Raw genomic sequence first — 21,540 nt, 5'->3', positions numbered from 1 at the left:
CATTCTGTCGGTGCTAGGCACCCTTTGTCATGAAATTTCGGACATCAATGTGTGATGGGGGTAAACCAGAGGGAGGCCTGAGGCGTCGGGAGCCCCTGCTCGGCCGGGGATTTGCGGCCGTAAGAGGTGGTTTGGGATTTTACTTAAGTGACGCCCGTTTTGTCACTCTCTGTGACCGAGGTGCTCTATGCCGTGGTGGGCGAGGCGGCTGAACCCCGGCTCGACGCGGCGCGTATCCGGGTTGCGGAAGCCGTACAAGCGGTGTCGCAGATTGACGTGGTAATCCGTATGGCTAACACTTGCTAGTGAAATAGGGGGTTGGCCACGTCCAGTGCGCCCCCTGTTTCTCCATGGGACGCCTTGCCGGATGGCTCCGCGCTCCTCGCATCCCCAAAGGAAGTCAGCATGGAGATCTGGATCAACCCCGACTGCTCCAAGTGCACCTCCGCGCTCGAACTCCTGGACACCGAGAACGCCGAATACACCATCCGCCGCTACCTCGACGACCCGCCCAACGAGCTCGAACTGCGCGAGGTGCTCACCAGGCTGCGCCTCGAACCGTGGGACATCACCCGGTTCGGCGAGGCCACGGCCACCGATCTCGGCATCGCCGGTTGGCCCCGCGACGCGGCCAACCGCAACCGCTGGATCAAGGCGCTGGCCAGCCACCCGATGCTCATCCAGCGCCCGATCATCACCGCCGGGGACGGGGCGGCCGTCGTCGGCCGTACCCCGGAGGCCGTCCGCTCGGTGCTGTCGCGCTCGTCCTGACCGCCGTTAACGGTGTGGCTCGCCCCAGACCGGCTGATCGGGGTCGGGGGTGGGGAGTGCCGCGAGGACGGTGGTCACGTTCTCCCAGTCGGTGACCTCGGTCCGGTCGGCCACGAGCCGCAGGCGCTTCGGGATCTCGTGATGGGCGTCCTGGAGGGCGTCGATGCCCTCGATGATCTGACCTGACACGGCCTCGTAGCCCACGCGGCCGCCTTCGCCCTTGAAGAAGGTGGTCCCCAGTTTGTCGTCGCCCCAGAAGTTGCCGATGGCGTTCAGCTCCGCCGCCGCGGCGTTGACGAATTCGCCGAGGTCGTGTTTCTCGGTGTCGAAGCCCGTGGCGGCGGACCTGATGTGACCTGGGTAGATCTCCATCGGAAGGCGGAGCCGCATGCCCGGCCGCACGTCGTGGGGGCTGTCGAGGATGTCGCGGTTCGCCTGGTAGATGCTCTCCCAGCGTGAGGGGTCCTCGAAGAGCCGCTCGGCGATCTCCCAGAGTGAGTCGTAGTCCCCGCCGGGCGGCGTGATGGTGACGGTCTCCGGCCGCTCCGGCGGCTTGGGGTCAGGTTCAGGAGCCATGCGTCATCCCGCTGGTTTGTGGGCCATCGTGAAATAGAGCAGCACCCTGCCGAGCGTCTGTTTCCAGGTGGGGACGAGGTCCCCGCCGCTCTCCCCGTTCAGGGCGTCGTACGTGGGGCCGTAGGTGGATCCGCCTACCATCCGGCTGATGAAGTACTGCACATCGGCGTTCTTGCTCACCGCTCTGGCCGCCGGCATGGCGGCGTCAAAGGCGCCGTAGAACGCGACCGACGCGGTGAACTCCTTCAGCATCTGCTTCCCGTTGTCGCCCCACGAGCCCGGGTCCTCGCCGCGCAGCGCTTTGACCCCGGCCACCACGCCCACGTCGCCGACCGCGAAGAAGGCGCTGCCGATGCTGTACTCGGTGAGCTTGCTCAGCACGATCCGGGCGATGTTGTGTTCGAGCAGTTTCGCCAGCAGGCCCGCCTCGGCCCGCCGCATGAGGAACTGGGTGAGCTGGTAGGCGGCCCCGGCCTGCCAGGGAAAGGTGGTGATGAACATGAAGCTGGCGAGGTTGGCCAGGGCGAGGGTCCAGTACGCGTGCTGCGCCTTCTCGATGGCCTCCGCGTACTCCAGGCACGCCTCGCTGTTCTGCCGGCAGCGCTGGGCGAGCTTGTCGGCGTAGCCCAGCGCGGGCGGGTTCGGATAGAGCCCGGCGGTCACGGCCTTCTTGTAGGCCTCGATCCCTTCGCCGCCGTTGCGCTTCCACACCGCCTCGGCGAACGGGTAGGTCCGGTTCTGGCTCTGCTCGAGCCGGTCCGCGAGCCGCGCCCAGACGGCGGCGGCCTGCCGGGTCTTGGCCGGATCGCCGTCCGGGTAGTCGACCGCGAGCATCTTGAACACGAAGGCGCCGATGCCGACCGCACCGACGCCATAGATCGCACCGCGTGCGGGACTGATGGCCATGGGAGATCAGCCGGCTACCGGCTGTCCCGGGGGCGACGGGTCGACCCCAGCACGGTGTCCGCGATGAACGGATCGACCAGGTCGGTCATCTCCTCCTCCGCGTTCCGCGCCGCGGCCCCGGCCGCTTCGAGGATCGCGGCGGCCAGCTCGTCGGAGCCCAGCCGCATGGCGCGCGGATCGATCGTGAGGCCCACGAGCGCGCCGGTCGGCGCGGTCTCGGCGACCACCCGCCCGTCCGCCGCCTCACCCCGGCCGCGCACCTCGGTGATCCGGTCCCTGAGCTGCTCCACCTGCGCGACGTCCGCGTTGAACTGCGCGAGCAGCCGCTCGATCTCCGGATCTCCGCTTCCCCGGAGCGCGTCTGCGGGCGATGTCATCGGGTCTCCCAGAGGTCGGTGCGCGTCGGCAAGGCATGACATGAGTACGTCCCCACGAGGCTCGTCTCACACACCCGCCTCGCGTGTCACGTAGATCGTAGCCCCTACAAATGGAAGGTTAACGGTCGGAAATAAAGGATTTACCAACGCTCCCGGCAGGTCAGTCCAGGATGACCCATTGACACCCTCCTAAAACCTTTTAGCTTTTTCATTGGGCGTGCTGACGGGGGGAAGCGACCACCCCTGGACCCATCCGTCAGGAACTAGAGGTCGAGCACATGGAAAAGATCCCTCCCAAGGTCGAAGAGGCAGTCGAAACCCTCAACCTCAACCCGGTCGCCCGGCGGCGCCTGCTCTCCGGCGCCGGTCTGGTCAGCGCCTCGGCCGCGGCGTCCGCGCTGCTCGCAGCGTGCACCTCCAGCCAGGGCAAACCCGCCGCGTCCGGCGGCTCGGGCGCTTCCGGGGACTTCCCCGCGACGCCCAAGTGGAAGTTCGTGCTCGTCTGCCACGTCACCACGAACCCGTTCTTCACCCCCACCCAGTACGGGGCGCAGGACGCGTGCGCGCTGCTCGGCACCGACTTCCAGTGGACCGGCTCGAAGGACTCGATCGTGGCCGAGATGGTCAACGCCTGCAACACCGCCATCTCGGCCAAGGCCGACGGGCTCGCGGTGGCGGTGGTGGACAAGGCCGCCTTCCGCGAGCCGGTCGCCAAGGCGCTGGACGCGGGGATCCCCGTGGTGTCGTACAACGCCGACGGCGCCCGTGACGACAAGGGCAGCGCGCGGCTGGCCTACATCGGCCAGGGACTCTACGAGTCGGGGTACGCCCTCGGCCAGCGGGCCCTTCAGCAGGTGGACTCCGGCGAGATCGCCGGATTCATCGCCACCCCCGGCGCGCTCAACATCCAGCCGCGGATCGACGGCGCCCAGCAGGCGATCAAGGACTCCGGGAAACCCGTCAAGTTCACTCCGGTCGGCACGAACGCCGACATCACCAAGGGCCTGTCGATCATCGACGCGTACGCCCAAGGCCACGCGAACCTGGCCGGGATGCTCGCCGTCGACGCCGGATCCACCCAGTCGATCGGGCAGACGGTCAAGAAGTACGGCATGCGGAGCAAGGGGCTCAAGGTCGCCGGCGGCTTCGACCTCGTACCCGAGACCCTGACGGCGATCAAGAACGGGGACCTCGACTACACCATCGACCAGCAGCCCTACCTCCAGGGCTTCCTGCCCGTGCTCTACCTGTACCTCTACAAGCTGTCCGGCGGGCTGCTCTTCCCCTCCGAGACCAACACCGGCCTGCTCTTCGTGACGAAGGACAACGTCGGCCCCTACCAGACCACCAAGACCCGCTTCGAGGGCTCCGACACCGCGCAGAAGCTCGTGCCACGCTCCGGTGCCATCCCTCATGCGTAGGATCCGCGAGGAGTTCCTGCGGCACCGGGAGGCCAGTGTCCTGGTGGTCGCGATCGGCCTGGGACTGTACTTCGTGTCGGTGACGAACGTCTTCGTCTCCTACGACAACCTGGTCAACATCTCCCAGGCCACCGCTCCCGCGGCGATCGTCGCGTGCGGCACGGTCCTGCTGCTGGTCAGCGGCGAGATCGACCTGTCGGTGGGGGTGGTGGCGGCGCTGGCGCCGTTCATGATGCACTACGCCATCGACTTCTGGGGGGTGCCCGCGATCCCGGCGATCCTGCTGGCGCTGCTGACGGGGACCGCGATCGGGTTCGGGAACGGGTTCGTCACCGTCGTGCTGCGGGTGCCGTCGTTCGTGACCACGCTGGGCACCTTCTACGCGGTGACCGGTGTGGTGCTCACCACCTCGCACGCCTATCCGGCCGAGATCCCCGCCGCCGTGGACGGGACGATCGGGCAGTGGCTCGGCGCGGCGAACTGGGCGCACCTCGGCTGGGCCCTGGCCATCGTGACCGTGCTGCACATCCTGCTGACCAGGACCCGGTGGGGGCTGCACACGATCGCGGTCGGCGGCAACCCGCTGGGCGCCTCGGAGGCGGGCGTGCGCACCGGCCGCATCAAGATAGGAAATTTCATGATTGGCGGGACGTTGGGAGCGTTCGCCGGGCTGATCGAGGCGTTCCGCATCCACACCATCGATCCGAACATCGGCGGCGGCACCGGACTGATGTTCACCGCGGTCTCGGCGGCGGTGATCGGTGGCACGGCGCTCGCGGGCGGGTCCGGGACCATCATCGGCTGCGCGCTCGGGGCGCTGGTGCTGGCCGAGCTCCAGAACGGGATGAACCTCATCGGCATCTCCGCCAACCCGTACTTCCTCATCCTGGGTGCCGCGATCCTGCTGTCCATGATCGCGAACGTCTCGTTGACCCGGTTGCGAAGGGCGGGACGGACATGACCGCGATCCTTCGTACCGAGTCCCTGTCCAAGCGGTTCGGCGCGGTCACCGCGCTCCAGGAGGTCAGCCTGACCCTGGAGCAGGGGGAGGTGCTGGGGCTCATCGGCGACAACGGCGCGGGCAAGTCCACGCTGGTCAAGCTCCTGTGCGGGTTTCACCAGCCCGACTCGGGCCGCATCCTGCTCGACGGCGAGGAGATCGCGCTGAAGTCCGTACGGCAGGCGCGATCGCTGGGCATCGACATCGTCTACCAGGACCTCGCCCTGATCAACGAGCTCAGCGTCTACCACAACATGTTCCTGGGCCGCGAGCACGTCGGGTTCGGGCGGCTGCTGAGCAACCGGCGCATGCGCCGGCTGGCCGCCGAGCACCTGGAGGCCATGGGGGTCCGCATCCCCTCGGTCGACGTCGAGGTGGCCAAGCTCTCGGGCGGGCAGCGGCAGGCGATCGCCGTGGCCCGCTCGGTTTACTCGCGATCGAGGATCCTGCTGCTCGACGAGCCGCTGGCCGCCATGGGCGCCAAGGAGGGCGCGCTGATCCTCGACCTGGTCAGCGATCTCAAGGCGCGTGGCGAGGTGTCCATCGTGATCATCGCCCACAACTACGCCCAGATCCTGGAGGTCTGCGACCGGGTCAACCTCCTCCAGCACGGCACGATCACCTTCGACAAGCCCACGGCGCGGACCTCGCTCCAGGAGCTCACGGACCTGGTCGTGGCGGAGTATCGCCGAGCCCGCACGAGAGGAGCACCGCAGTGACGCCCGCACGGCAAGGTGAGCGGGCTCAGGGGAGCCGGCTCGCCCCCGCTCGGGTGAGCGGGTTGCCCGCTCAGGGGAGCCAGCTCACCTTGCCGTGCAGGGCGGCGTAACCGGCGAAGGCGACGGCGTCGATGAGCGTGTGCGCGACGACGAGCGGCATGGCCCGCCCCCAGCGCTGGTACAGGCGGCCGAACACCAGCCCCATCACCACGTTCCCGACGAAACCGCCGAACCCCTGATAGAGGTGGTACGAGCCGCGCAACAGCGCCGCCACCACGACGGAGCGCCAGGGCGTCCATCCCGCCTGCTCCAGCCGGTGCAGCAGGTAGCCGCTGACGAGCACCTCTTCGAGCACGCCGTTCTGCGCGGCGGCCAGCAGCAGGACCGGGATCCGCCACCACACGTCGGGCAACTGCCCGGCGACCACCGAGAGGTTGATCCCGATGGCGTACACGACCAGGTAGAAGGCCAGCCCGGACCCGCCGATCGCGGCCGCCAGCAGGGCGCCGCGCACCAGGTCGCGGCGCGGCTCGCGGAGGTCGACGCCGATGGTCCGCATCGACTCGCCGGAGCGGACCAGCAGGTAGGCGACGAGCGCGACCGGGGCCACGCTGATCGCGATGTCGACGAGCTGCAACGTCAGGTCCAGCCAGGGCCGCCCCGGAGCCAGCGACCGGACGAGCACGGCCTGCTGGCCCTTCAGCTCCTCGGGCGCCGTGAGCGCGCCGATCAGCCGGACGAGCGCCAGGAGGCCACTGGCCCCCAGCGAGACGGAGAACACCACGATGATCTCGGCCTTGATCAGCCTCGGCCCGAGAGTCGGCAGTGGTGTGGCGGGGGACTGCGCGGTCATGGCCGCGATGCGGGAGGTTGAGGATCCGTCGGCCAGCTGTCCGGCCGCCCGCCGAAGTCATAGTCGTGGACCTCGATGTCGGCGTACCGGTCCGGGGTCAGGATGGCGCGTGCCGCGTCCTGGTCCGGCGCCCGGAGCAGCGCCGCCGTGCCCAGCCAGGTGGTGCCGTCGTCGGCCAGCAGCGGCCCGTACGCGATCAGCTCGTCCCGGCCGGGCGGCACGGTGAGATCGGCGGCCTGCCCTGAGCCCAGGCCGAGCACCAGGTATTTGCCGCCATCGGTCCGGCCACCGGGGAAGTCCCACATGGTGCGCCCCAGCAGGTTGCGCCACCGGCGCACCAGCACGTCACGGTAGACGCCGGCCTGGTAGTTGGGCTCGTCGAAGGCGAACGCGCGGGCGGCGGCGGCATCCGGCAGGTCGAGGATGTGCACGCTGCCGGTGGGCGTCTCGTCGTCGCCGGCGGCGAAGGTCGGGCCGCGGGCGATCATCTCCTTCGCGTACCCGTCCATGTACGACCAGTGCTCCTCCAGCAACTCGTCGCGCAGCGCCACCGAGCCGGGCCGATCGCGGTGGTAGCAGAAGAACTCCATCCCCACAGTGTGTACTACCTGGATCCCGGCGATAGCCGTCAGCGCGGGAAGAAGTCGGCGCTCTGGACATACTCCATCGCCTTGGCGAACGCCGGGTCGCTGAGGCGCGCCTCGAGCTCCTCCGGTCCGACCTCTTCGACGCGGGTCTGGATCCACCACAGGTTGCCGAGCGGGTCGCGCACCCGTCCCACCTTGTCGCCCCAGTACAGGTGGGTGACCTCGGTCACCGAGGTGCCGCCGGCCGCGACGGCCCGCCGGTGCACGGCGTCGGCGTCGTCGACGTACAGGCGCAGGAACGCGGGCGTCGGCGGCCAGTCCGGCACCGCGTCGAACAGCATCACCACCGCGTCGCCGATCCGGACCTCCGCATGACCGATGCGGCCCTCCTCGTCGGTCACCCGGCCGAGCTCCTCGGCGCCGAACGCCTCCTTGACGTAGTCGATGAACCGGGCGCTGTCGCGGCAGGCGACGAACGGCGTGACGGTGGTGTAGCCCTCGGGAACGGCCATGATGTCTCCTTCGAAAGCGGGTAATGCCACGCTAGAGGGCATGTAGGTCAATTCCTGTCCCACATGCGGGCATGCTGGATCCATGGCGTCCTCACGGCTGCTCGACCTGCTGTCGCTCCTGCAGATCCCGCGCGAATGGCCGGGCGGTGAGCTGGCCGAGCGGCTCGGCGTCAGCCGCCGTACGATCCGCCGCGACATCGACCGGCTACGCGGCCTCGGCTACCCGGTGGACGCCACGATGGGCGCCGACGGGGGCTATCGCCTGGCCGCGGGTACGGCCATGCCGCCGCTGCTGCTGGACGACGACGAGGCCGTGGCCATCGCGGTCGGGCTGGCCACGGCCGCCAGGAACCCGGTGCGGGGCATCGCGGAGGCGTCGGTGCGGGCCCTGGCCAAGCTGGGGCAGGTGCTGCCCGCCCGCCTGAGACATCGGGTGAGTTCGCTGACCTCCGCCACCGTCCCGCTGCCGGCCGCGGACGGCCCCGACCTCGATCCGGAGCAGCTGACCACGCTGGCCGCGGCGATCGCCAACCGCGAGCGGGTGCGGTTCGGCTACCCGTCCGCCGACGGGGCCGACGGTTCGCGGCTGGTCGATCCGTACCGGCTCGTCCCCGCCGGTCGCCGCTGGTATCTCCTGGGCCACGACAACGACCGTGACGACTGGCGGATCTTCCGCATTGATCGGATCTCCCGCCTGACGGCGACCGGCGCGCGCGTCACGCCGCGTGACCTGCCCGCCACGGACGCGGCGGCTTATGTCGCCGACCGGCTCTACTCGCTGACCCCTACCTACGAGGCGGTCGTCACCCTGCACGCCCCGGCCGCGGACGTGGCCCGGCGACTGGGTGCCGGTGTGGGGGAGCTCACCCCGATCGACGAGCGGACCTGCCGGCTGCGCTGCCACGCCGACACCCTGGAGTGGCTGGCCTTCCGGCTGACACTGCTGGCCTGTGACTTCGAGGTTCACGAACCCGTCGAACTCACCGGGCATCTGCGCGTGATCGCCGCCCGATTGGCCCGCGCCGCAGGCCCAGGGCCACTTCAACTGTGAAGGTTGTGTTACGTCTACGTTATCGGCTGCGCTTGACACTGGAAATGTTAGCGATAACACTCGCGGGATCGGCTGTCTCCCGTGACGCACGGGCACCTCCCCATTTCCGCAAGGAGAAACATGAGATTTCCACGATTCGCGACCGTGGTCTCCGTCCTGGCGCTTGCCACGGTCGCGACCGCGTGCGGCTCGGCCGAGAAGACGGTCGACAAGGACGCCGCCGCGAGCGCATCGGCCGGCTCGGCCGGCGCCCTGGTGGGCGTGACGATGCCGACCAAGTCGTCGGAGCGTTGGATCCACGACGGTGACAACGTCAAGACCAGCCTGGAGAAGCTCGGCTACAAGGTCGACCTGCAGTACGCGGAGAACGACATCCCGACCCAGGTCAACCAGATCGAGAACCAGATCACCAAGGGCGCCAAGCTCCTGATCATCGCCTCGATCGACGGCACGGCCATCACCACGCAGCTCCAGGAGGCGGCCGACAAGAAGATCCCGGTCGTCGCCTACGACCGGCTCATCCGTAACAGCCCGAACGTCGACTACTACGCCACCTTCGACAACTTCAAGGTCGGCGTGCAGCAGGCAACGTCGCTGCTGGTCGGGCTGAAGCTGCTCAACGCCGACGGCTCCGCGGGCAGCGCCAAGGGCCCGTTCAACGTCGAGCTGTTCGCCGGTTCGCCCGACGACAACAACGCGACGTTCTTCTTCAACGGCGCCATGTCGGTGCTCAAGCCGTTCATCGACAAGAAGACGCTCACCGTCAAGAGCGGCCAGACCGACTTCAAGACCGTCGCCATCCTGCGCTGGGACCCGGCCACCGCGCAGAAGCGCATGGAAGACCTGCTGACCAAGACCTACAGCGGCGGCACCAAGGTCGACGGCGTCCTGTCGCCCTACGACGGCCTGTCGATCGGCATCCTGTCGGCGCTCAAGAGCAACGGCTACGGCACCTCCGGCCAGCCGTACCCGATCGTGACCGGTCAGGACGCCGAGCTCGCGTCGGTGAAGTCGATCATCGCGGGTGAGCAGTACTCCACCATCTACAAGGACACCCGGCAGCTGGCCGACGTGACCGTGAAGATCGCCGACACCGTGCTCAAGGGCGGCAAGCCCGAGGTCAACAACACCAAGGACTACGACAACGGCAACAAGGTCGTGCCGTCGTACCTGCTCCAGCCGCTGATCGTCGACAAGACCAACTACGAGAAGGAACTCGTCACCACCGGCTACTACACCAAGTCTCAGCTGGGCTGACGTCATGACTGATGACATCCTGCGGATGCGCGGGATCACCAAGACCTTCCCCGGAGTAAAGGCGCTGCAAGACGTCAACCTGTCCGTACGGCAGGGCGAGATCCACGCGATCTGCGGCGAGAACGGCGCGGGCAAGTCCACGCTCATGAAGGTGCTGTCGGGCGTCTACCCGCACGGTTCCTATGAGGGCGAGATCTTCTTCGAGGGAGATCCGTGCCGGTTCGCCGACATCCGTGACAGCGAGCACCGCGGGATCGTCATCATCCACCAGGAGCTGGCCCTGTGCCCGCAACTGTCCATCGCCGAGAACATCTTCCTCGGCAACGAGCAGGCCACTCGCGGCCTGATCGACTGGAACCGGACCAACCATGAGGCGGCTGAGCTGCTGAACCGGGTCGGGCTGCGGGAGAACCCCGTGTCGCTCATCTCCGACATCGGGGTCGGCAAGCAGCAGCTCGTGGAGATCGCCAAGGCGCTGTCCAAGCGGGTGCGCCTGCTCATCCTCGACGAGCCGACCGCGGCGCTCAACGACGAGGACTCGGCGCACCTGCTCGACCTGCTGCGCGGCCTGCGTGACGAGGGCATCACGTGCGTGATCATCTCGCACAAGCTCAACGAGGTCATCGACATCGCCGACTCGATCACCATCCTGCGTGACGGCCGGACGATCGAGCGGCTCGACATGGTCACCGACCACGTCACGGAGGACCGCATCATCTCCGGCATGGTCGGCCGCGCCCTGGAGAACCGCTTCCCGCCGCACGAGCCGAACATCGGCGAGGAGGCGCTGCGCATCGAGGACTGGACGGTGCACAGCCCGGCCCAGCGTGGCCGGGTGGTGGTCTCCAACGCCAACCTCACCCTGCGCAAGGGCGAGATCGTCGGCCTGGCGGGGCTCATGGGGGCCGGCCGTACGGAGCTGGCCATGAGCGTCTTCGGCCGCACCTACGGCACCGACATCTCCGGCCGCATCTACAAGAACGGCCAGCAGGTAGAGATCCGGTCGGTACAGGACGCGATCCGCCACGGCATCGCGTACGCCACCGAGGACCGCAAGAGGTACGGCCTCAACCTGATCGAGGACATCAAGCGGAACGTCTCCGCCGCCGCGCTCCCGAAGCTGGCCCGCCGTGGCTGGGTCAACGACAACGAGGAGCACCAGGTCGCCGAGGGGTTCCGCAAGAGCATGAACATCAAGGCGCCCAGCGTGCTGAGCGTCACCGGCAAGCTCAGCGGCGGCAACCAGCAGAAGGTCGTCCTGTCGAAGTGGATCTTCACGGACGCCGACGTGCTCATCCTGGACGAACCGACCCGGGGCATCGACGTCGGGGCCAAGTACGAGATCTACTCGATCATCAATCGGCTCGCCGACGACGGCAAGGCCATTCTGGTCATCTCATCGGAGCTGCCGGAACTACTGGGCCTGTGCGACCGGATCTACGCGCTGTCGGCCGGCCGGATCACCGGTGAGGTCCCGCGCGAGGAGGCCACGCAGGAGGGCCTCATGCAGTACATGACGAAAGGACAGGACGAGATCCGATGAGCAGCAGTACCTCATCCACCGCCGCGGGGCCGGCGCCCATCGGGCAGGAGCCGCCTCCGCCGCGGGAAGCGGGCAAATCATCGTGGCTGTCGTTCAACGTACGGCAGAGCGGGATCTATGTCGCGTTCGCGCTGATCGTCGTGCTGTTCGCCTTCCTCACCAACGGGGCGCTGCTCCAGCCGCAGAACATCTCCAACATCATCGTCCAGAACTCCTACATCCTGATCCTGGCCATCGGGATGATCCTGATCATCATCGCCGGGCACATCGACCTGTCGGTGGGCTCCGTCGTGGCCGTCACCGGGGCCATCGCCGCCGTGCTGATGGTCAACTACGGCGTGCCGTGGCCGCTGGCGCTGGTCATCACGCTGGTCGCGGGCGGGCTCATCGGCGCGTGGCAGGGGTTCTGGATCGCCTACTACGGCATCCCGGCGTTCATCGTGACGCTGGCCGGCATGCTGCTGTTCCGCGCGCTCACGCTGACCGTGCTGGGCAACCAGGGCATCGGCCCGTTCCCTGACGCCGTCCGTACGCTGTCGAACGGCTTCACCGACGGCTACTTCGGCAACGTCCCGCTCGGCCCGCTGGGCGGCGCCGACGCGTTCAGCCTGCTGCTCGGCCTGGTGGCGGTGGCCGGCATGGCCGCCAGCCAGTGGCGCAGCCGGAAGGCACGGCAGGGTTACCGCCAGAGCGTGGACCCGCTGCCGATCTTCCTGCTCCGCATCGTCGCGGCCGCCGCGGTGATCCTCGCCGTGGTGGTGCAGCTGGCCAGGTTCAAGAACCTGCCCTGGGTGCTGATCCTGCTCGCGGCGCTGGTGCTGGGCTACTCGCTGCTGACCAGCCGCGCCGTGTTCGGCCGGCGGATCTACGCCATCGGCGGCAACCTGCAGGCGGCGCTGCTGTCCGGCGTCAAGGTCAAGTCCGTCGTCTTCTGGATCTTCGTGAACATGGGCGTCCTGTCCGCGCTCGCCGGGATCATCTTCGCCGGCCGGCTGAACCAGGCGGGGCCCACGGCGGGTAACTCCTTCGAGCTGGACGCGATCGCGGCGGCGTTCATCGGCGGTGCGGCCGTACAGGGCGGCGTCGGCAAGGTGGTCGGCGCGGTGACCGGCGGTCTGATCATGGGCGTCATCAACAACGGCATGTCGCTGGTCGGCGCGCCGAGTGAGCGGGTCATGCTCGTCAAGGGCGCCGTCCTGCTGGCCGCGGTCGCCTTCGACGTGTGGACCAAGCGCCGGGCGGCGGCCGGCACCCGCTGATCGGTTCAGCTCACCTCGGCTGAGGTGAGCTGGGCTGGGTGGTCAGCGGGTCGCCGGTGCGGTGAGCGCCAGTTCGTCCAGCACGGTGTCGGCCAGCGCCCTGGCGCTCGGCGCGTAGTCGCGGGCCAGGGCGCGGAACACCTGCTCGGCCCGGATCGCCGGCCAGTCGGCCGGCAGGTGTTCGGCCGGCAGGTGCGGGTCCTGGCGGACCAGCTGCAGCCAGTCGGTGTGCAGGAGGAGCTGCCGGGCCAGGTCGTCGGCCGCGAAGGGGAGCGGGCGCGGGGTGTCCCAGCGGTCGAGGAAGGCCCGGTAGCGGGCGGCGATCCGCTCGGTGCTGAACGCCTTGCGTACGAGGTCGGCCGTCTCGGTCGGCTCGAACGCCCGCGCCGTCAGAACGGTGATGTGATCGCCGAGTTCGAGCGGCGCGAGGATGCCCGCGACGTCCTTGGCGCCCGGCGCGATCCACAGCCCGCTCTGCAGCAGCCCGAACCCGGCCCAGATGAGCTGAGAGCGGAGGTCGTGCCGGGTGCTGCGCAGGCTGTCGGGGATAGAGAAGCCCACCAGGGTCCAGGCGCCGTCCCAATCCCGGTTGACCGCGCCGGTCTCCCAGACCCGGCGGCGCCCGTCGTCGAGCACCTCCGCCGCGTGCTCGGTGAGCCCGAAGTACATCCTGCGCCCCTGACGGTGCCGGGCCAGCAGGCCCCGCTTGACCATGCGGGTGAGCGTCGAGCGCACGGCCTCCTCGGTGACGCCGAGCCGGGCGAAGACGTCGATGACGCTGCCCGAATAGACGGCGGTGTCGCGCCCCAGCACGTAGACGCCGAGAAAGCTGAACATCAGGGACTGCGGACGGGCCGTCAGAGCGTCTCCATCGCCGAGCATCACAGCACAGAGGGTAGACGGATCCGTCACAGTCGGCAAAACTCTGACTCAGGTTGAGAAACTGCCCCATGTGTATGGGGTAGGTATCGGACTGACCGATGCGAGAGGCCGTACGCCCATGGAGAACGCGGGAGTGGGAGGGTGGCCGGCTCGCCGGGCCCAGATGACGCCGGACCGTACGGCGTTCGTCTTCCAGGGCCGGGCGGTCACCTACGCCGAGGTGCACACGCGTACGACGAAGCTGGCCGCGCGCCTGCTCGAGGCCGGGGTGGGAGCCGGAGACCGGGTCGCCTACCTCGGCGCGAACCACCCCGCGCTCGCGGAGACCATGTTCGCCACGCACCTGCTCGGCGGGATCTTCGTACCGCTGAACTTCCGGCTGACCGCGCCCGAGATCGGCTACATGCTGGACGACTGCGGCCCGGCCGTCCTCATCTACGCGCCCGAGTGCGCCGAGGTGGTCCGGGCGCTCTCCGGCACCAACGCCCTGCTCGTGCCGCTGGAGCCGGACTTCGAGAGCTGGCTGGCCGAGGGGGATTCCGCGCCGATCGACGTACGCGTCAGGCTCGACGACCTCGCGCTCATCCTCTACACCTCCGGCACCACCGGGCGGCCCAAAGGCGCTCTGCTCAGCCACGCCAACCTGGTGTGGAACACCTTCAACATGCTGATCGGCGTCGACGTGACGAGCGACGTGACGACGCTGATCGGCGCGCCGCTCTTCCACGTCGCGGCGCTGAACCAGACGCTGCTGCCGACGTTCGCCAAGGGCGGCTGCTCGGTGATCATGCCGTCCTGGGACGTGGACGGGTGCTACGACCTCATCGAGAAGCACCGCGTCACCTGGATGTTCGGCGTCACCACGATGTTCGCCGCGTTCGCCCGGTCGCCTAGGTGGGCCACGGCCGACCTGTCGTCGCTGCGCAACCTGATGTCGGGCGGCGCGCCGATCCCGGCCGCGCTCATCCGTACCTACCAGGAGCGGGGCCTGGTGTTCTGCCAGGGCTACGGGCTCACCGAGACGGCGCCGGGCGCGACCTTCCTGGAGGCCGGGCAGAGCGTGCGCAAGGTGGGCTCGGCCGGGGTTCCGGTGTTCTTCACCAACGTACGCGTGGTCCGGCCCGACCTCACCGGCACGGCCATCGGCGAGCCGGGCGAGGTGCTGGTCCAAGGGCCGAACGTGACCCCCGGCTACTGGCAGAACCCCGAGGCGACCAAGGCGGCGTTCGTGGCGGGCGGCTGGCTCCGTACGGGCGACATCGGCGCGTTCGACGGCGAGGGCCATCTGTACCTCGTGGACCGGGTCAAGGACATGTACATCTCGGGCGGGGAGAACGTCTATCCGGCGGAGGTCGAAGGCGTGCTCTTCGAGCACCCGGCCGTGGCGGAGGTCGCCATCGTCGGGGTGCCGGACGCCACCTGGGGCGAGGTCGGGCGGGCCTTCGTGGTCTGCCGGGCGGCCGTCACCGGCGAGGAGCTGCGGGAGTTCCTCGACGGGCGGTTGGCCAGGTACAAGATCCCACGCTACTTCGACCTGGTGGACGACCTGCCCCGGACCGGCTCGGGGAAGCTCCAGAAGGCCGAGCTGCGGGGCCGCCCGCTCAACCGGCCCGGCTGAGACGCGGATCACATATCCCGGACGGATGTCACACCTGGCAGGCCCACACGGCTCTATGGAGGTGATCGCACATAGATAGGCCCAGTGAAAGCGCTGGCCAACGACAAGCGACTGCTGATCCTCGAATGGCTGCGCGAACCTGAGCGGCACTTCCCGCCGCAGCGTGACGGTGACCTGGTCAGTGACGGGGTCTGCTCGCTGTTCATCGCGGAGAAGCTCGGTGTGAGCCAGCCGACCTGCGGCGGGCATCTGAAGGTGCTCAGCGTGGCGGGGCTGGTGCGCGGCAAGAAGATCAAGCAGTGGGTGTTCTACCAGCGGGACGAGGGGCGCATCGCGGCGGCCAAGGAGGCGCTGGGCGGCGACTGGTGAGGCGCTTGGACAGGGGGCAGGGAGCACGGGCCCTTGGCCGATGCTCCCTTTTGCGTGCGGCACTCCGTTACGGGCACGGCACGATCTGGTCGGCGGGACCGCCGATCTGAGTCCAGTTGGTGCCGACTCCGGTCCACTTGTAGACGGCGTTGCGATTGGGTGACAGGCCGTAGATGGCGTTGTTGCTGACCGCCCAGCTATAACCGGGGCCGCCTATGTGCTGCCAGTTGAAGGGCGAGTTGAGGTAGGCCCAGATGCTGCTGCCGTTGGGCGAGGTGGCGAATACCCCGAAGCCTCCCCCGTACAGCCAGTTGGCCGGGCCGCCGATCTGGGTCCAGTTGGTGCCGACTCCGGTCCATCTGTAGACGGCGTTGCGGTTGGGTGAGAGGCCGTAGATGGCCTGGTTGGTGACCGCCCACGTAGCGCCGGGGCCGCCTATCTGTTGCCAGTTGAAGGGCGAGTTGAGGTAGGCACGGATGCTGCTGCCGTTGGGCGAGGTGGCGAATACCCCGAAGCCTCCCCCGTACAGCCAGTTGGCCGGGCCGCCGATCTGGGTCCAGTTGGTGCCGACACCGGTCCATCTGTAGACGGCGCTGCGGTTGGGTGAGAGGCCGTAGATGGCCTGGTTGGTGACCGCCCACGTAGCGCCGGGGCCGCCTATGTGCTGCCAGTTGAAGGGCGAGAGGTAGCGGTGAATGCTGCTGCCGTTGGGCGACGTGGCGAACAGGCCGATGCCTCCGCCGTACAGCGTCCCAGCCGGGCCGCCGATCTGGGTCCAGCTGGTGCCGTAGCCGTTGTAACGCCACACGGACGTGCCGCCTGGAGCCAGCGAGCAGATGGTGTTGGTGGCGGCGGCGGCCGGCGTCGCCACCAGTCCCACCATGGCCATGACCAAGGCAAAGAGCCCGGCAAATGTCCGGATAGTGCGTGTCTTGCCCGAAGCTCGACCGGGGTTGAATGTCACGCTCATGCTGATCCTTTCTGGTTGGAAACTCCGTCAGGTTGGCATCACGGGCTGTAACGGGGCTCCAACCAGGCTGGAACGCGTTATGTCACCGACGACGTAGCGCGAGAAGGCCGACGGGGTTGGCGTTGGAGAGGGGATCGGAATGCGGGTGAGACTGCTGGGGCCGGTCGACGTGCTGGTCGACGACGTCCCGCGACCGGTGCGGGGACTTCGCCGCACGGCCGTGCTCGCCGCGCTCGCGCTGCGGCCCGGTGCGGTGGTCAGTGTCGACCGGTTGGTCGAGGCGGTCTGGGGTACGGCCGCACCGGCCTCGGCCGCCACAACGGTGCAGTCCCATGTCTCGTACCTACGCGGCGTGCTGAACCGCCGGGAGGCGATCACGGCCCGCAGGCCCGGCTATCTGCTGGACCTCGACGAGCTAGAGCCCACGGACGTCCAGGCCGCCGAGCGCCTCATCCGGCAGGGGATGGAGTCTGCCGCGGCGGACGCGCGGGCCAGCCGGCTGCAGGCCGCGGTGGCGTTGTGGCGGGGGGCGCCGCTGGCGGAACTGACCGGGCTGGCCTGGTTCGACGAGCAGGCCCAGCGGCTGGAGCAACTGCTGTTGCAGGCACGGCACGCGCTCATCGACGCCCGGATGGCTCTCGGACAGCATCTCCAGCTCGTCCCCGAGCTGTCAGATCTGAGCAGGCAGCACCCGCTGCACGAACAGGTTCATGCGCAGCTGATGCTCGCGCTGTACCGGGCCGGCCGGCAGTGCGAGGCTCTGGCCGTGTACCAACGGCTGCGCCGTACCCTGGCGGACGAGCTGGGCATCGATCCCAGTCAGCCGCTGCGGGAGCTGGAGATCGCTGTGCTGAGACAGGATCCGGCCCTGGACCTGCCTTCTTCGCCGTCGCCCGCCTACTTGACGCGAAGCCACCCCACGGCTGCCAACCGCTCCGGTCGTCCTGGTGATCTCGGGCACGGCTGGGGCCGGAAAATCCGCCGGTGCCCCCGTGGACGCGGCCAGGGTCATCCGCACCCTTCGTGACGCGAGCGGATCTCGTCCGGTATAGGGGCTCAGGTTCGGTCTCCCCGGTCGGACAGCGGAATGGTCTCAGACTCGGTACGCGTGCGCAGACGGAAGGCGCGCCGGTAGGCGGCGGGGGTGGTGCGCAGGACGTCGTGGAAGCGGCGGCGCAGGTTCGTGGCCGAGGAGAGGCCCATCCGGGCGGCGATCGCGTCCACGGACAGGTCCGTCTCCTCCAGCAGCGCTCGCGCCCCGGCGATCCGCTGCGCGAGCACCCACTGACCGGGACTGACGCCGAGCTGGGCGGCGAACATCCGGGCCAGCGTCCGGGCCGACACCCTGGCGCGGGCCGCCAGGTCGTCGACGGTCAGCGGTTCGCCGAGCCGTTCCGCGGCCCAGGCCAGCAAGGGGGCGAGGGAGTCGGGCACCCGGTCCGGCGATGGCGCGATGGCGTACTGGAGCTGCCCGCCCTCCCGGTGTGGCGGCATGACCATGTGGCGGGCCACCTTCGCGGCGTACGCGGCCCCATGGTCGGCCCGGACGAGATGCAGGCACAGGTCGATCCCCGCGCTGGTGCCGGCGCTGGTGGCCACGTCGCCGTGGTCCACGTACAGCACGTCGGAATCGACGGTGACGGCGGGGAAGCGTTCGGCGAGCTCGGCCGCCAGCCGCCAGTGGGTGGTGGCCCGCCGTCCGTCGAGCAGCCCGGCCTGCGCCAGGACGAACGCGCCCGAGCAGATGGCGGCGATCCGCGCGCCGCGCGTGTACGCCCGGCGGAGCGCGGCGAGCACGGCCGCCGGGGCCGTACGGGCCTGCCAGCCCGGGATGACGACCGTGTCGGCGTTCTCCAGCGCGGTCAGGCCCTCGGTGACCGTGATCGAGTAACCGGCCAGGGTGGGCACCGGTCCCGGTGTCTCGGCGCAGACGCGGAAGTCATAGTGGCGGACGAGCCCCGGCCGTACGGTGGCGAACACCTCGGCGGCGCAGCTCAGCTCGAACGTCGCCTGGGGCGGGCTGGCCAGCGCGACGACGCGATGCTCTGACGACATGGCAGAAAAGTACTCTATGACGTCTTTTCTGGCACTGGGTGGGTGCCCGTCGCGCTCGCCAGGATGGTGGCATGGAAACGGACCGGCAGGCATTGCACATCGACGACGTGGAACCGGTGGAGGTGGCGCCCGGCATCATCAGGAGGCGGCTCACCGCGACCGGGCTGGCGCGGGGCTGGCTCATCGACTTCGCCCCCGGCACGCAGTGGCCCGAGGTGGACGTACACGAGGGGGAGGAGCGTTACTACGTGCTCAGCGGCGAGGTGATCGAAGGCGAGACGCGGTACGTGGCGGGCAGCTACGTGGTGTTCGCAGCGGGCAGCCGTCACCAGCCGCGGACCGAGACGGGGGCGCGCATGCTCGGTATCAACCTCCTGGTCAGCTGATAGCGGCAAAATGGGGGACATGACCGACTCGCAGCTTGTGGGAGCGATCTGCCTCCCCGATGGAACCCATGTTCGCGGCCGTGGCCTGTTGGCCGAGCCGCCTACGGGGCCCGCCCCCGACTACGGCCTCTACCTGGGAACCTCGAAGTTGCGGCGGCGTGGCGGGGCCGGGCTGTCGTGGCCGCACGACTGGATCGACTGGCCGGACTTCCTGCTGCCGCGCGACCGCGACGGCGCGGTCGGCCTGATCCGCTCGTTGCACGAGCAGGCCAAGGCCGGTCGCCAGGTAGAGGTGGCCTGTGGACATGGCGTCGGCCGGACCGGCACCGTGATCGCCTGCCTGGCCGTGCTGTCCGGACTGTCGCCGGACGAGGCGATCACCTGGACACGGGAGCATCACAACCGGCGGGCGGTCGAGACCCCGTGGCAGCGCAGGTGGGTGACACGCTTCCCGGTGGGATGAGCGCCCGGCTCAGAGGCGGTCGACGATCGTCTGGAGCTGGGCGACCTCGTCCCGCTGGTGGGTCGCCATGTGCGTGGCTACCTTCTTGACCTTGGGGTCGGCCCCCTCGGCCTCCTGGGTACGGACCATCTCGATCGCGCCGTTGTGGTGCACGATCATGTGCCGGGCGAACAGCTTGTCGAACTTCTTGCCCTTGGCCTTCTTGAGCTGCTCCATGGCCTCCTCGGAGATGAGACCCGGCATCTCATGACCCACATGGCTGGACATCGCGGGTTTGTTCCACGCCGTCAGCCAGCCCTTCATGGTCTGGATCTCCGGCTCCTGGGAGGCCTTGATCTTCTCGGCGAGCTCCGTGACCTCGATGTCGCTCGCCCGCGACGTCGCCAGGCCGGCCATCTCCACCGCCTGCTCGTGGTGCGGGATCATCATCTGCGTGAACATGACGTCGGCGTCGTTGAACACGACCGACGGTGACGCGGCCGTCGTGGCGGCGGCGAGCCCGCCGCCCGACCTGCCGTCCTGGCCGGTCATGTCGTTGCCTCCGCACGCCGTGAGCAGGGCGAGTGTGCCCGTGGCGGCGGTGTAGGAGATCTTGCGTTTCATGCGCACCGCGACGTGATCCCTTCTCGGTCCAGTCGGCTTACGGGTAGGGCGTGGTGCCGCGCCCGGGTGGACGGGCGCGGCACCACGAATGTGGGGTGATCGCCGGTGAGTCAGGCGGACAACGGGTTCACGGCCCGGTGGTGCAGCCCGGTGACGGGGATCTCGTGCAGGCTCCCGGAGTACAGATACTGGGTCATGCCGACCAGTAATCGCCGTACGTCCTCCTGCGGCCGGACCACCAGGCGAAGGAACTGGCTGGTCGTGCCCAGCTTGTTGCCGCACTCGCGGACGTACACGCCGTGCTCGGAGAGCAGGTGGTCGCGCAGCGGCACCCCGTCGTGCCCCGGGGGCAGCTTCACCAGCAGGAAGTTGCCCTGGGAGGCGTAGACGGTCAGCTCCGGCATCGCGCTGAGCTGGTGGAACATCGCCCGCCTGTCCTGGCCGAGCCGCCTGAGGCTCTCCTGGTACTCGGGCCGGCACTGCTTCATCATGAACACCACGACCTCGGCGAACGAGTTCAGGTTCCACTTGGGCAGCGCGTCGCGTACCTTCCCGGCCAGCGCCGGGTTGGCGACCATGTAGCCGAACCGGATGCCGTGCAGCCCGAAGTTCTTGCCCAGGCTGCGCAGCACGATCACGTTGGGCCGGACCGCGGCCTCCGCGGCCACGCCCGGGTACGGCTCGGCGTCCACGAACTCGCCGAACGACTCGTCGACGATCACCAGATCCAGGTCGATGAGCAGGTCGAGCAGGCGCAGGACCTCGTGCTTGGGCAGGTACCCGCCGTCGGGGTTGTTGGGGTTGCAGATCACCGCCACGCGGGAGCCGCGCATGCGGACGAAGCGCACGAAGTCATTGACGTCGAGGCCGAAGTTGTGGCTCTCCATCAGCGGGTACATGTCGACCCGCTTCCCGGTCTCCATCGGCTGGTCGGTCCAGCGGCCGAAGGTGGGGATCGGCACCGCCAGGCTCTCCTTCACCAGCAGGTGGTCGATCCAGGTGATCAGCTCGGTGGACCCGTTGCCCATGGCGACCGTCTTGGGGTGGAGTCCGAGGGTGGAGCAGAGCTCCGCCGTGATGGTGTCCGCGTCACTCGGATAGAACTTGAGGATCGTCTCCAGGTTCCTCCCCAGATGCTCGAATATTTCCGGGGTCGGGAAGTAAGGGTTACACGGGATGCAGAAGTCCACCGGGGCAAGCTGCCCCGATGAGCCGCGCAGCAGTGAGAAGTACGAAGGGCTGTGCGCCTGCGCTCGCAAAAGGCTGAGCTCCACGACACCTCCTGGGGCACGTGTCCGGACGTGAGTAGGTACGCGGGGCTTTGGGAGTCGGTTCAGCCGAAACTGATCTTTCGGCCCGCGC

Annotated in this window: 24 protein-coding genes; 13 read left to right on the top strand and 11 right to left on the bottom strand. The window is 68.7% G+C overall.

Going from position 1 to position 21,540, the window contains the following annotated elements:
• Window positions 1–405: 405 nt before the first annotated feature.
• Window positions 406–771: an ArsC/Spx/MgsR family protein gene (locus AB0B61_RS31640; protein ID WP_358439534.1), complete on the top strand. Its 366-nt coding sequence runs from the start codon at window positions 406–408 to the stop codon at window positions 769–771.
• Window positions 772–777: 6 nt separating this feature from the next.
• On the opposite strand, the gene AB0B61_RS31635 is transcribed toward AB0B61_RS31640, so the two are convergent.
• Genes AB0B61_RS31635 through AB0B61_RS31625 form a run of 3 tightly spaced genes read right to left on the bottom strand, consistent with a single transcriptional unit; the run spans window position 778 to window position 2,630 of the window.
• Window positions 778–1,347 (bottom strand): hypothetical protein, encoded by a 570-nt coding sequence (locus AB0B61_RS31635; protein WP_358439531.1) that lies wholly within the window; start codon window positions 1,345–1,347, stop codon window positions 778–780.
• A 3-nt stretch (window positions 1,348–1,350) separates the two neighbouring features.
• Window positions 1,351–2,253, bottom strand: coding sequence for a hypothetical protein (locus AB0B61_RS31630; protein WP_358439528.1), 903 nt, complete (start codon window positions 2,251–2,253; stop codon window positions 1,351–1,353).
• Between the two features lie 14 nt (window positions 2,254–2,267).
• Window positions 2,268–2,630, bottom strand: coding sequence for a YbaB/EbfC family nucleoid-associated protein (locus AB0B61_RS31625; protein WP_358439526.1), 363 nt, complete (start codon window positions 2,628–2,630; stop codon window positions 2,268–2,270).
• 278 nt (window positions 2,631–2,908) lie between these two features.
• On the opposite strand from AB0B61_RS31625, the gene AB0B61_RS31620 reads away from it, so the two are divergent.
• From AB0B61_RS31620 to AB0B61_RS31610, 3 genes are read left to right on the top strand one after another with little or no spacing between them, the layout of a single operon-like run.
• Window positions 2,909–4,051: a sugar ABC transporter substrate-binding protein gene (locus AB0B61_RS31620; protein ID WP_358439523.1), complete on the top strand. Its 1,143-nt coding sequence runs from the start codon at window positions 2,909–2,911 to the stop codon at window positions 4,049–4,051.
• On the top strand, window positions 4,044–5,012 hold the full coding sequence (locus tag AB0B61_RS31615; RefSeq protein WP_358439520.1) for an ABC transporter permease: 969 nt from the start codon (window positions 4,044–4,046) through the stop codon (window positions 5,010–5,012). The genes AB0B61_RS31620 and AB0B61_RS31615 overlap by 8 nt, the downstream gene beginning before the upstream one ends.
• Complete coding sequence (locus tag AB0B61_RS31610; RefSeq protein WP_358439517.1) at window positions 5,009–5,770, top strand: ATP-binding cassette domain-containing protein; 762 nt, start codon at window positions 5,009–5,011, stop codon at window positions 5,768–5,770. Before AB0B61_RS31615 ends, AB0B61_RS31610 begins: the two co-directional genes overlap by 4 nt.
• 70 nt (window positions 5,771–5,840) lie before the next feature.
• Here the strand turns inward: AB0B61_RS31610 and AB0B61_RS31605 are convergent, their stop codons facing one another.
• From AB0B61_RS31605 to AB0B61_RS31595, 3 genes are read right to left on the bottom strand one after another with little or no spacing between them, the layout of a single operon-like run.
• On the bottom strand, window positions 5,841–6,623 hold the full coding sequence (locus AB0B61_RS31605; RefSeq protein WP_358439514.1) for a CPBP family intramembrane glutamic endopeptidase: 783 nt from the start codon (window positions 6,621–6,623) through the stop codon (window positions 5,841–5,843).
• The gene (locus tag AB0B61_RS31600; RefSeq protein ID WP_358439511.1) at window positions 6,620–7,213 is read right to left on the bottom strand and encodes a YciI family protein; all 594 of its coding nucleotides are present in this window, start codon (window positions 7,211–7,213) and stop codon (window positions 6,620–6,622) included. The genes AB0B61_RS31605 and AB0B61_RS31600 overlap by 4 nt, the downstream gene beginning before the upstream one ends.
• A gap of 38 nt (window positions 7,214–7,251) precedes the next feature.
• Window positions 7,252–7,722, bottom strand: coding sequence for a VOC family protein (locus AB0B61_RS31595; protein WP_358439508.1), 471 nt, complete (start codon window positions 7,720–7,722; stop codon window positions 7,252–7,254).
• 82 nt (window positions 7,723–7,804) lie between these two features.
• Between AB0B61_RS31595 and AB0B61_RS31590 the strand changes: the two genes are divergently transcribed.
• The 4 genes from AB0B61_RS31590 (at window position 7,805) to mmsB (ending at window position 12,832) form a co-directional block, all read left to right on the top strand.
• Entirely contained in the window at window positions 7,805–8,773 is a 969-nt protein-coding gene (locus tag AB0B61_RS31590) for a WYL domain-containing protein (protein ID WP_358439506.1), read from the top strand.
• A 120-nt stretch (window positions 8,774–8,893) separates the two neighbouring features.
• Complete coding sequence (gene chvE / locus AB0B61_RS31585; protein WP_358439503.1) at window positions 8,894–10,030, top strand: multiple monosaccharide ABC transporter substrate-binding protein; 1,137 nt, start codon at window positions 8,894–8,896, stop codon at window positions 10,028–10,030.
• Window positions 10,031–10,034: 4 nt separating this feature from the next.
• Window positions 10,035–11,573 (top strand): multiple monosaccharide ABC transporter ATP-binding protein, encoded by a 1,539-nt coding sequence (gene mmsA, locus AB0B61_RS31580; protein ID WP_358439500.1) that lies wholly within the window; start codon window positions 10,035–10,037, stop codon window positions 11,571–11,573.
• On the top strand, window positions 11,570–12,832 hold the full coding sequence (gene mmsB / locus AB0B61_RS31575; RefSeq protein ID WP_358439498.1) for a multiple monosaccharide ABC transporter permease: 1,263 nt from the start codon (window positions 11,570–11,572) through the stop codon (window positions 12,830–12,832). Before mmsA ends, mmsB begins: the two co-directional genes overlap by 4 nt.
• A 42-nt stretch (window positions 12,833–12,874) precedes the next feature.
• Here mmsB and AB0B61_RS31570 read toward each other — a convergent pair whose 3' ends face one another.
• Window positions 12,875–13,714, bottom strand: a complete 840-nt coding sequence (locus AB0B61_RS31570) for a PaaX family transcriptional regulator C-terminal domain-containing protein (protein ID WP_358439561.1) — start codon at window positions 13,712–13,714, stop codon at window positions 12,875–12,877.
• A 118-nt stretch (window positions 13,715–13,832) separates the two neighbouring features.
• Here AB0B61_RS31570 and AB0B61_RS31565 point away from each other — a divergent pair, with 118 nt between their 5' ends.
• Together AB0B61_RS31565 and AB0B61_RS31560 are read left to right on the top strand one after the other, a co-directional pair.
• Window positions 13,833–15,332, top strand: a complete 1,500-nt coding sequence (locus AB0B61_RS31565; protein WP_358439495.1) for a long-chain fatty acid--CoA ligase — start codon at window positions 13,833–13,835, stop codon at window positions 15,330–15,332.
• A gap of 84 nt (window positions 15,333–15,416) precedes the next feature.
• Window positions 15,417–15,701, top strand: a complete 285-nt coding sequence (locus AB0B61_RS31560) for a winged helix-turn-helix domain-containing protein (protein WP_358439492.1) — start codon at window positions 15,417–15,419, stop codon at window positions 15,699–15,701.
• A 67-nt stretch (window positions 15,702–15,768) separates the two neighbouring features.
• Here AB0B61_RS31560 and AB0B61_RS31555 read toward each other — a convergent pair whose 3' ends face one another.
• Complete coding sequence (locus tag AB0B61_RS31555) at window positions 15,769–16,590, bottom strand: hypothetical protein (RefSeq protein ID WP_358439489.1); 822 nt, start codon at window positions 16,588–16,590, stop codon at window positions 15,769–15,771.
• A gap of 220 nt (window positions 16,591–16,810) precedes the next feature.
• On the opposite strand from AB0B61_RS31555, the gene AB0B61_RS31550 reads away from it, so the two are divergent.
• On the top strand, window positions 16,811–17,698 hold the full coding sequence (locus AB0B61_RS31550; protein WP_358439486.1) for an AfsR/SARP family transcriptional regulator: 888 nt from the start codon (window positions 16,811–16,813) through the stop codon (window positions 17,696–17,698).
• Between the two features lie 29 nt (window positions 17,699–17,727).
• On the opposite strand, the gene AB0B61_RS31545 is transcribed toward AB0B61_RS31550, so the two are convergent.
• The gene (locus AB0B61_RS31545; RefSeq protein WP_358439483.1) at window positions 17,728–18,726 is read right to left on the bottom strand and encodes a helix-turn-helix domain-containing protein; all 999 of its coding nucleotides are present in this window, start codon (window positions 18,724–18,726) and stop codon (window positions 17,728–17,730) included.
• Between the two features lie 71 nt (window positions 18,727–18,797).
• On the opposite strand from AB0B61_RS31545, the gene AB0B61_RS31540 reads away from it, so the two are divergent.
• A complete protein-coding gene (locus AB0B61_RS31540; RefSeq protein WP_358439481.1) occupies window positions 18,798–19,112 on the top strand; it encodes a cupin domain-containing protein in 315 nt (104 codons plus the stop codon).
• A 19-nt stretch (window positions 19,113–19,131) separates the two neighbouring features.
• Window positions 19,132–19,575 (top strand): protein-tyrosine phosphatase family protein, encoded by a 444-nt coding sequence (locus tag AB0B61_RS31535; protein ID WP_358439478.1) that lies wholly within the window; start codon window positions 19,132–19,134, stop codon window positions 19,573–19,575.
• 9 nt (window positions 19,576–19,584) lie between these two features.
• On the opposite strand, the gene AB0B61_RS31530 is transcribed toward AB0B61_RS31535, so the two are convergent.
• On the bottom strand, window positions 19,585–20,178 hold the full coding sequence (locus AB0B61_RS31530; protein WP_358439558.1) for a DUF305 domain-containing protein: 594 nt from the start codon (window positions 20,176–20,178) through the stop codon (window positions 19,585–19,587).
• A 110-nt stretch (window positions 20,179–20,288) separates the two neighbouring features.
• Window positions 20,289–21,452 (bottom strand): histidinol-phosphate transaminase, encoded by a 1,164-nt coding sequence (locus AB0B61_RS31525; RefSeq protein ID WP_358439475.1) that lies wholly within the window; start codon window positions 21,450–21,452, stop codon window positions 20,289–20,291.
• Between the last annotated feature and the right edge of the window lie 88 nt (window positions 21,453–21,540).

The organism is Nonomuraea sp. NPDC049158, from assembly GCF_040648335.1.
Lineage (GTDB): Bacteria > Actinomycetota > Actinomycetes > Streptosporangiales > Streptosporangiaceae > Nonomuraea.
The sequence above is the reverse complement of the archived record's forward strand: the minus strand, read 5'-3'. Positions and strand labels throughout refer to the sequence as shown.

Coding starts and splice junctions, on each gene's coding strand:
- mmsB (WP_358439498.1), top strand. CDS start 11,570: ATGAGCAGCAGTACCTCATCCACCGCCGCGGGGCCGGCGCCCATCGGG.
- mmsA (WP_358439500.1), top strand. CDS start 10,035: ATGACTGATGACATCCTGCGGATGCGCGGGATCACCAAGACCTTCCCC.
- AB0B61_RS31555 (WP_358439489.1), bottom strand. CDS start 16,590: ATGGCCATGGTGGGACTGGTGGCGACGCCGGCCGCCGCCGCCACCAAC.
- AB0B61_RS31565 (WP_358439495.1), top strand. CDS start 13,833: ATGGAGAACGCGGGAGTGGGAGGGTGGCCGGCTCGCCGGGCCCAGATG.
- AB0B61_RS31590 (WP_358439506.1), top strand. CDS start 7,805: ATGGCGTCCTCACGGCTGCTCGACCTGCTGTCGCTCCTGCAGATCCCG.
- AB0B61_RS31625 (WP_358439526.1), bottom strand. CDS start 2,630: ATGACATCGCCCGCAGACGCGCTCCGGGGAAGCGGAGATCCGGAGATC.
- AB0B61_RS31635 (WP_358439531.1), bottom strand. CDS start 1,347: ATGGCTCCTGAACCTGACCCCAAGCCGCCGGAGCGGCCGGAGACCGTC.
- AB0B61_RS31545 (WP_358439483.1), bottom strand. CDS start 18,726: ATGTCGTCAGAGCATCGCGTCGTCGCGCTGGCCAGCCCGCCCCAGGCG.
- chvE (WP_358439503.1), top strand. CDS start 8,894: ATGAGATTTCCACGATTCGCGACCGTGGTCTCCGTCCTGGCGCTTGCC.
- AB0B61_RS31620 (WP_358439523.1), top strand. CDS start 2,909: ATGGAAAAGATCCCTCCCAAGGTCGAAGAGGCAGTCGAAACCCTCAAC.
- AB0B61_RS31605 (WP_358439514.1), bottom strand. CDS start 6,623: ATGACCGCGCAGTCCCCCGCCACACCACTGCCGACTCTCGGGCCGAGG.
- AB0B61_RS31595 (WP_358439508.1), bottom strand. CDS start 7,722: ATGGCCGTTCCCGAGGGCTACACCACCGTCACGCCGTTCGTCGCCTGC.
- AB0B61_RS31600 (WP_358439511.1), bottom strand. CDS start 7,213: ATGGAGTTCTTCTGCTACCACCGCGATCGGCCCGGCTCGGTGGCGCTG.
- AB0B61_RS31610 (WP_358439517.1), top strand. CDS start 5,009: ATGACCGCGATCCTTCGTACCGAGTCCCTGTCCAAGCGGTTCGGCGCG.
- AB0B61_RS31535 (WP_358439478.1), top strand. CDS start 19,132: ATGACCGACTCGCAGCTTGTGGGAGCGATCTGCCTCCCCGATGGAACC.
- AB0B61_RS31615 (WP_358439520.1), top strand. CDS start 4,044: ATGCGTAGGATCCGCGAGGAGTTCCTGCGGCACCGGGAGGCCAGTGTC.
- AB0B61_RS31570 (WP_358439561.1), bottom strand. CDS start 13,714: ATGCTCGGCGATGGAGACGCTCTGACGGCCCGTCCGCAGTCCCTGATG.
- AB0B61_RS31630 (WP_358439528.1), bottom strand. CDS start 2,253: ATGGCCATCAGTCCCGCACGCGGTGCGATCTATGGCGTCGGTGCGGTC.
- AB0B61_RS31550 (WP_358439486.1), top strand. CDS start 16,811: ATGCGGGTGAGACTGCTGGGGCCGGTCGACGTGCTGGTCGACGACGTC.
- AB0B61_RS31530 (WP_358439558.1), bottom strand. CDS start 20,178: ATGAAACGCAAGATCTCCTACACCGCCGCCACGGGCACACTCGCCCTG.
- AB0B61_RS31540 (WP_358439481.1), top strand. CDS start 18,798: ATGGAAACGGACCGGCAGGCATTGCACATCGACGACGTGGAACCGGTG.
- AB0B61_RS31640 (WP_358439534.1), top strand. CDS start 406: ATGGAGATCTGGATCAACCCCGACTGCTCCAAGTGCACCTCCGCGCTC.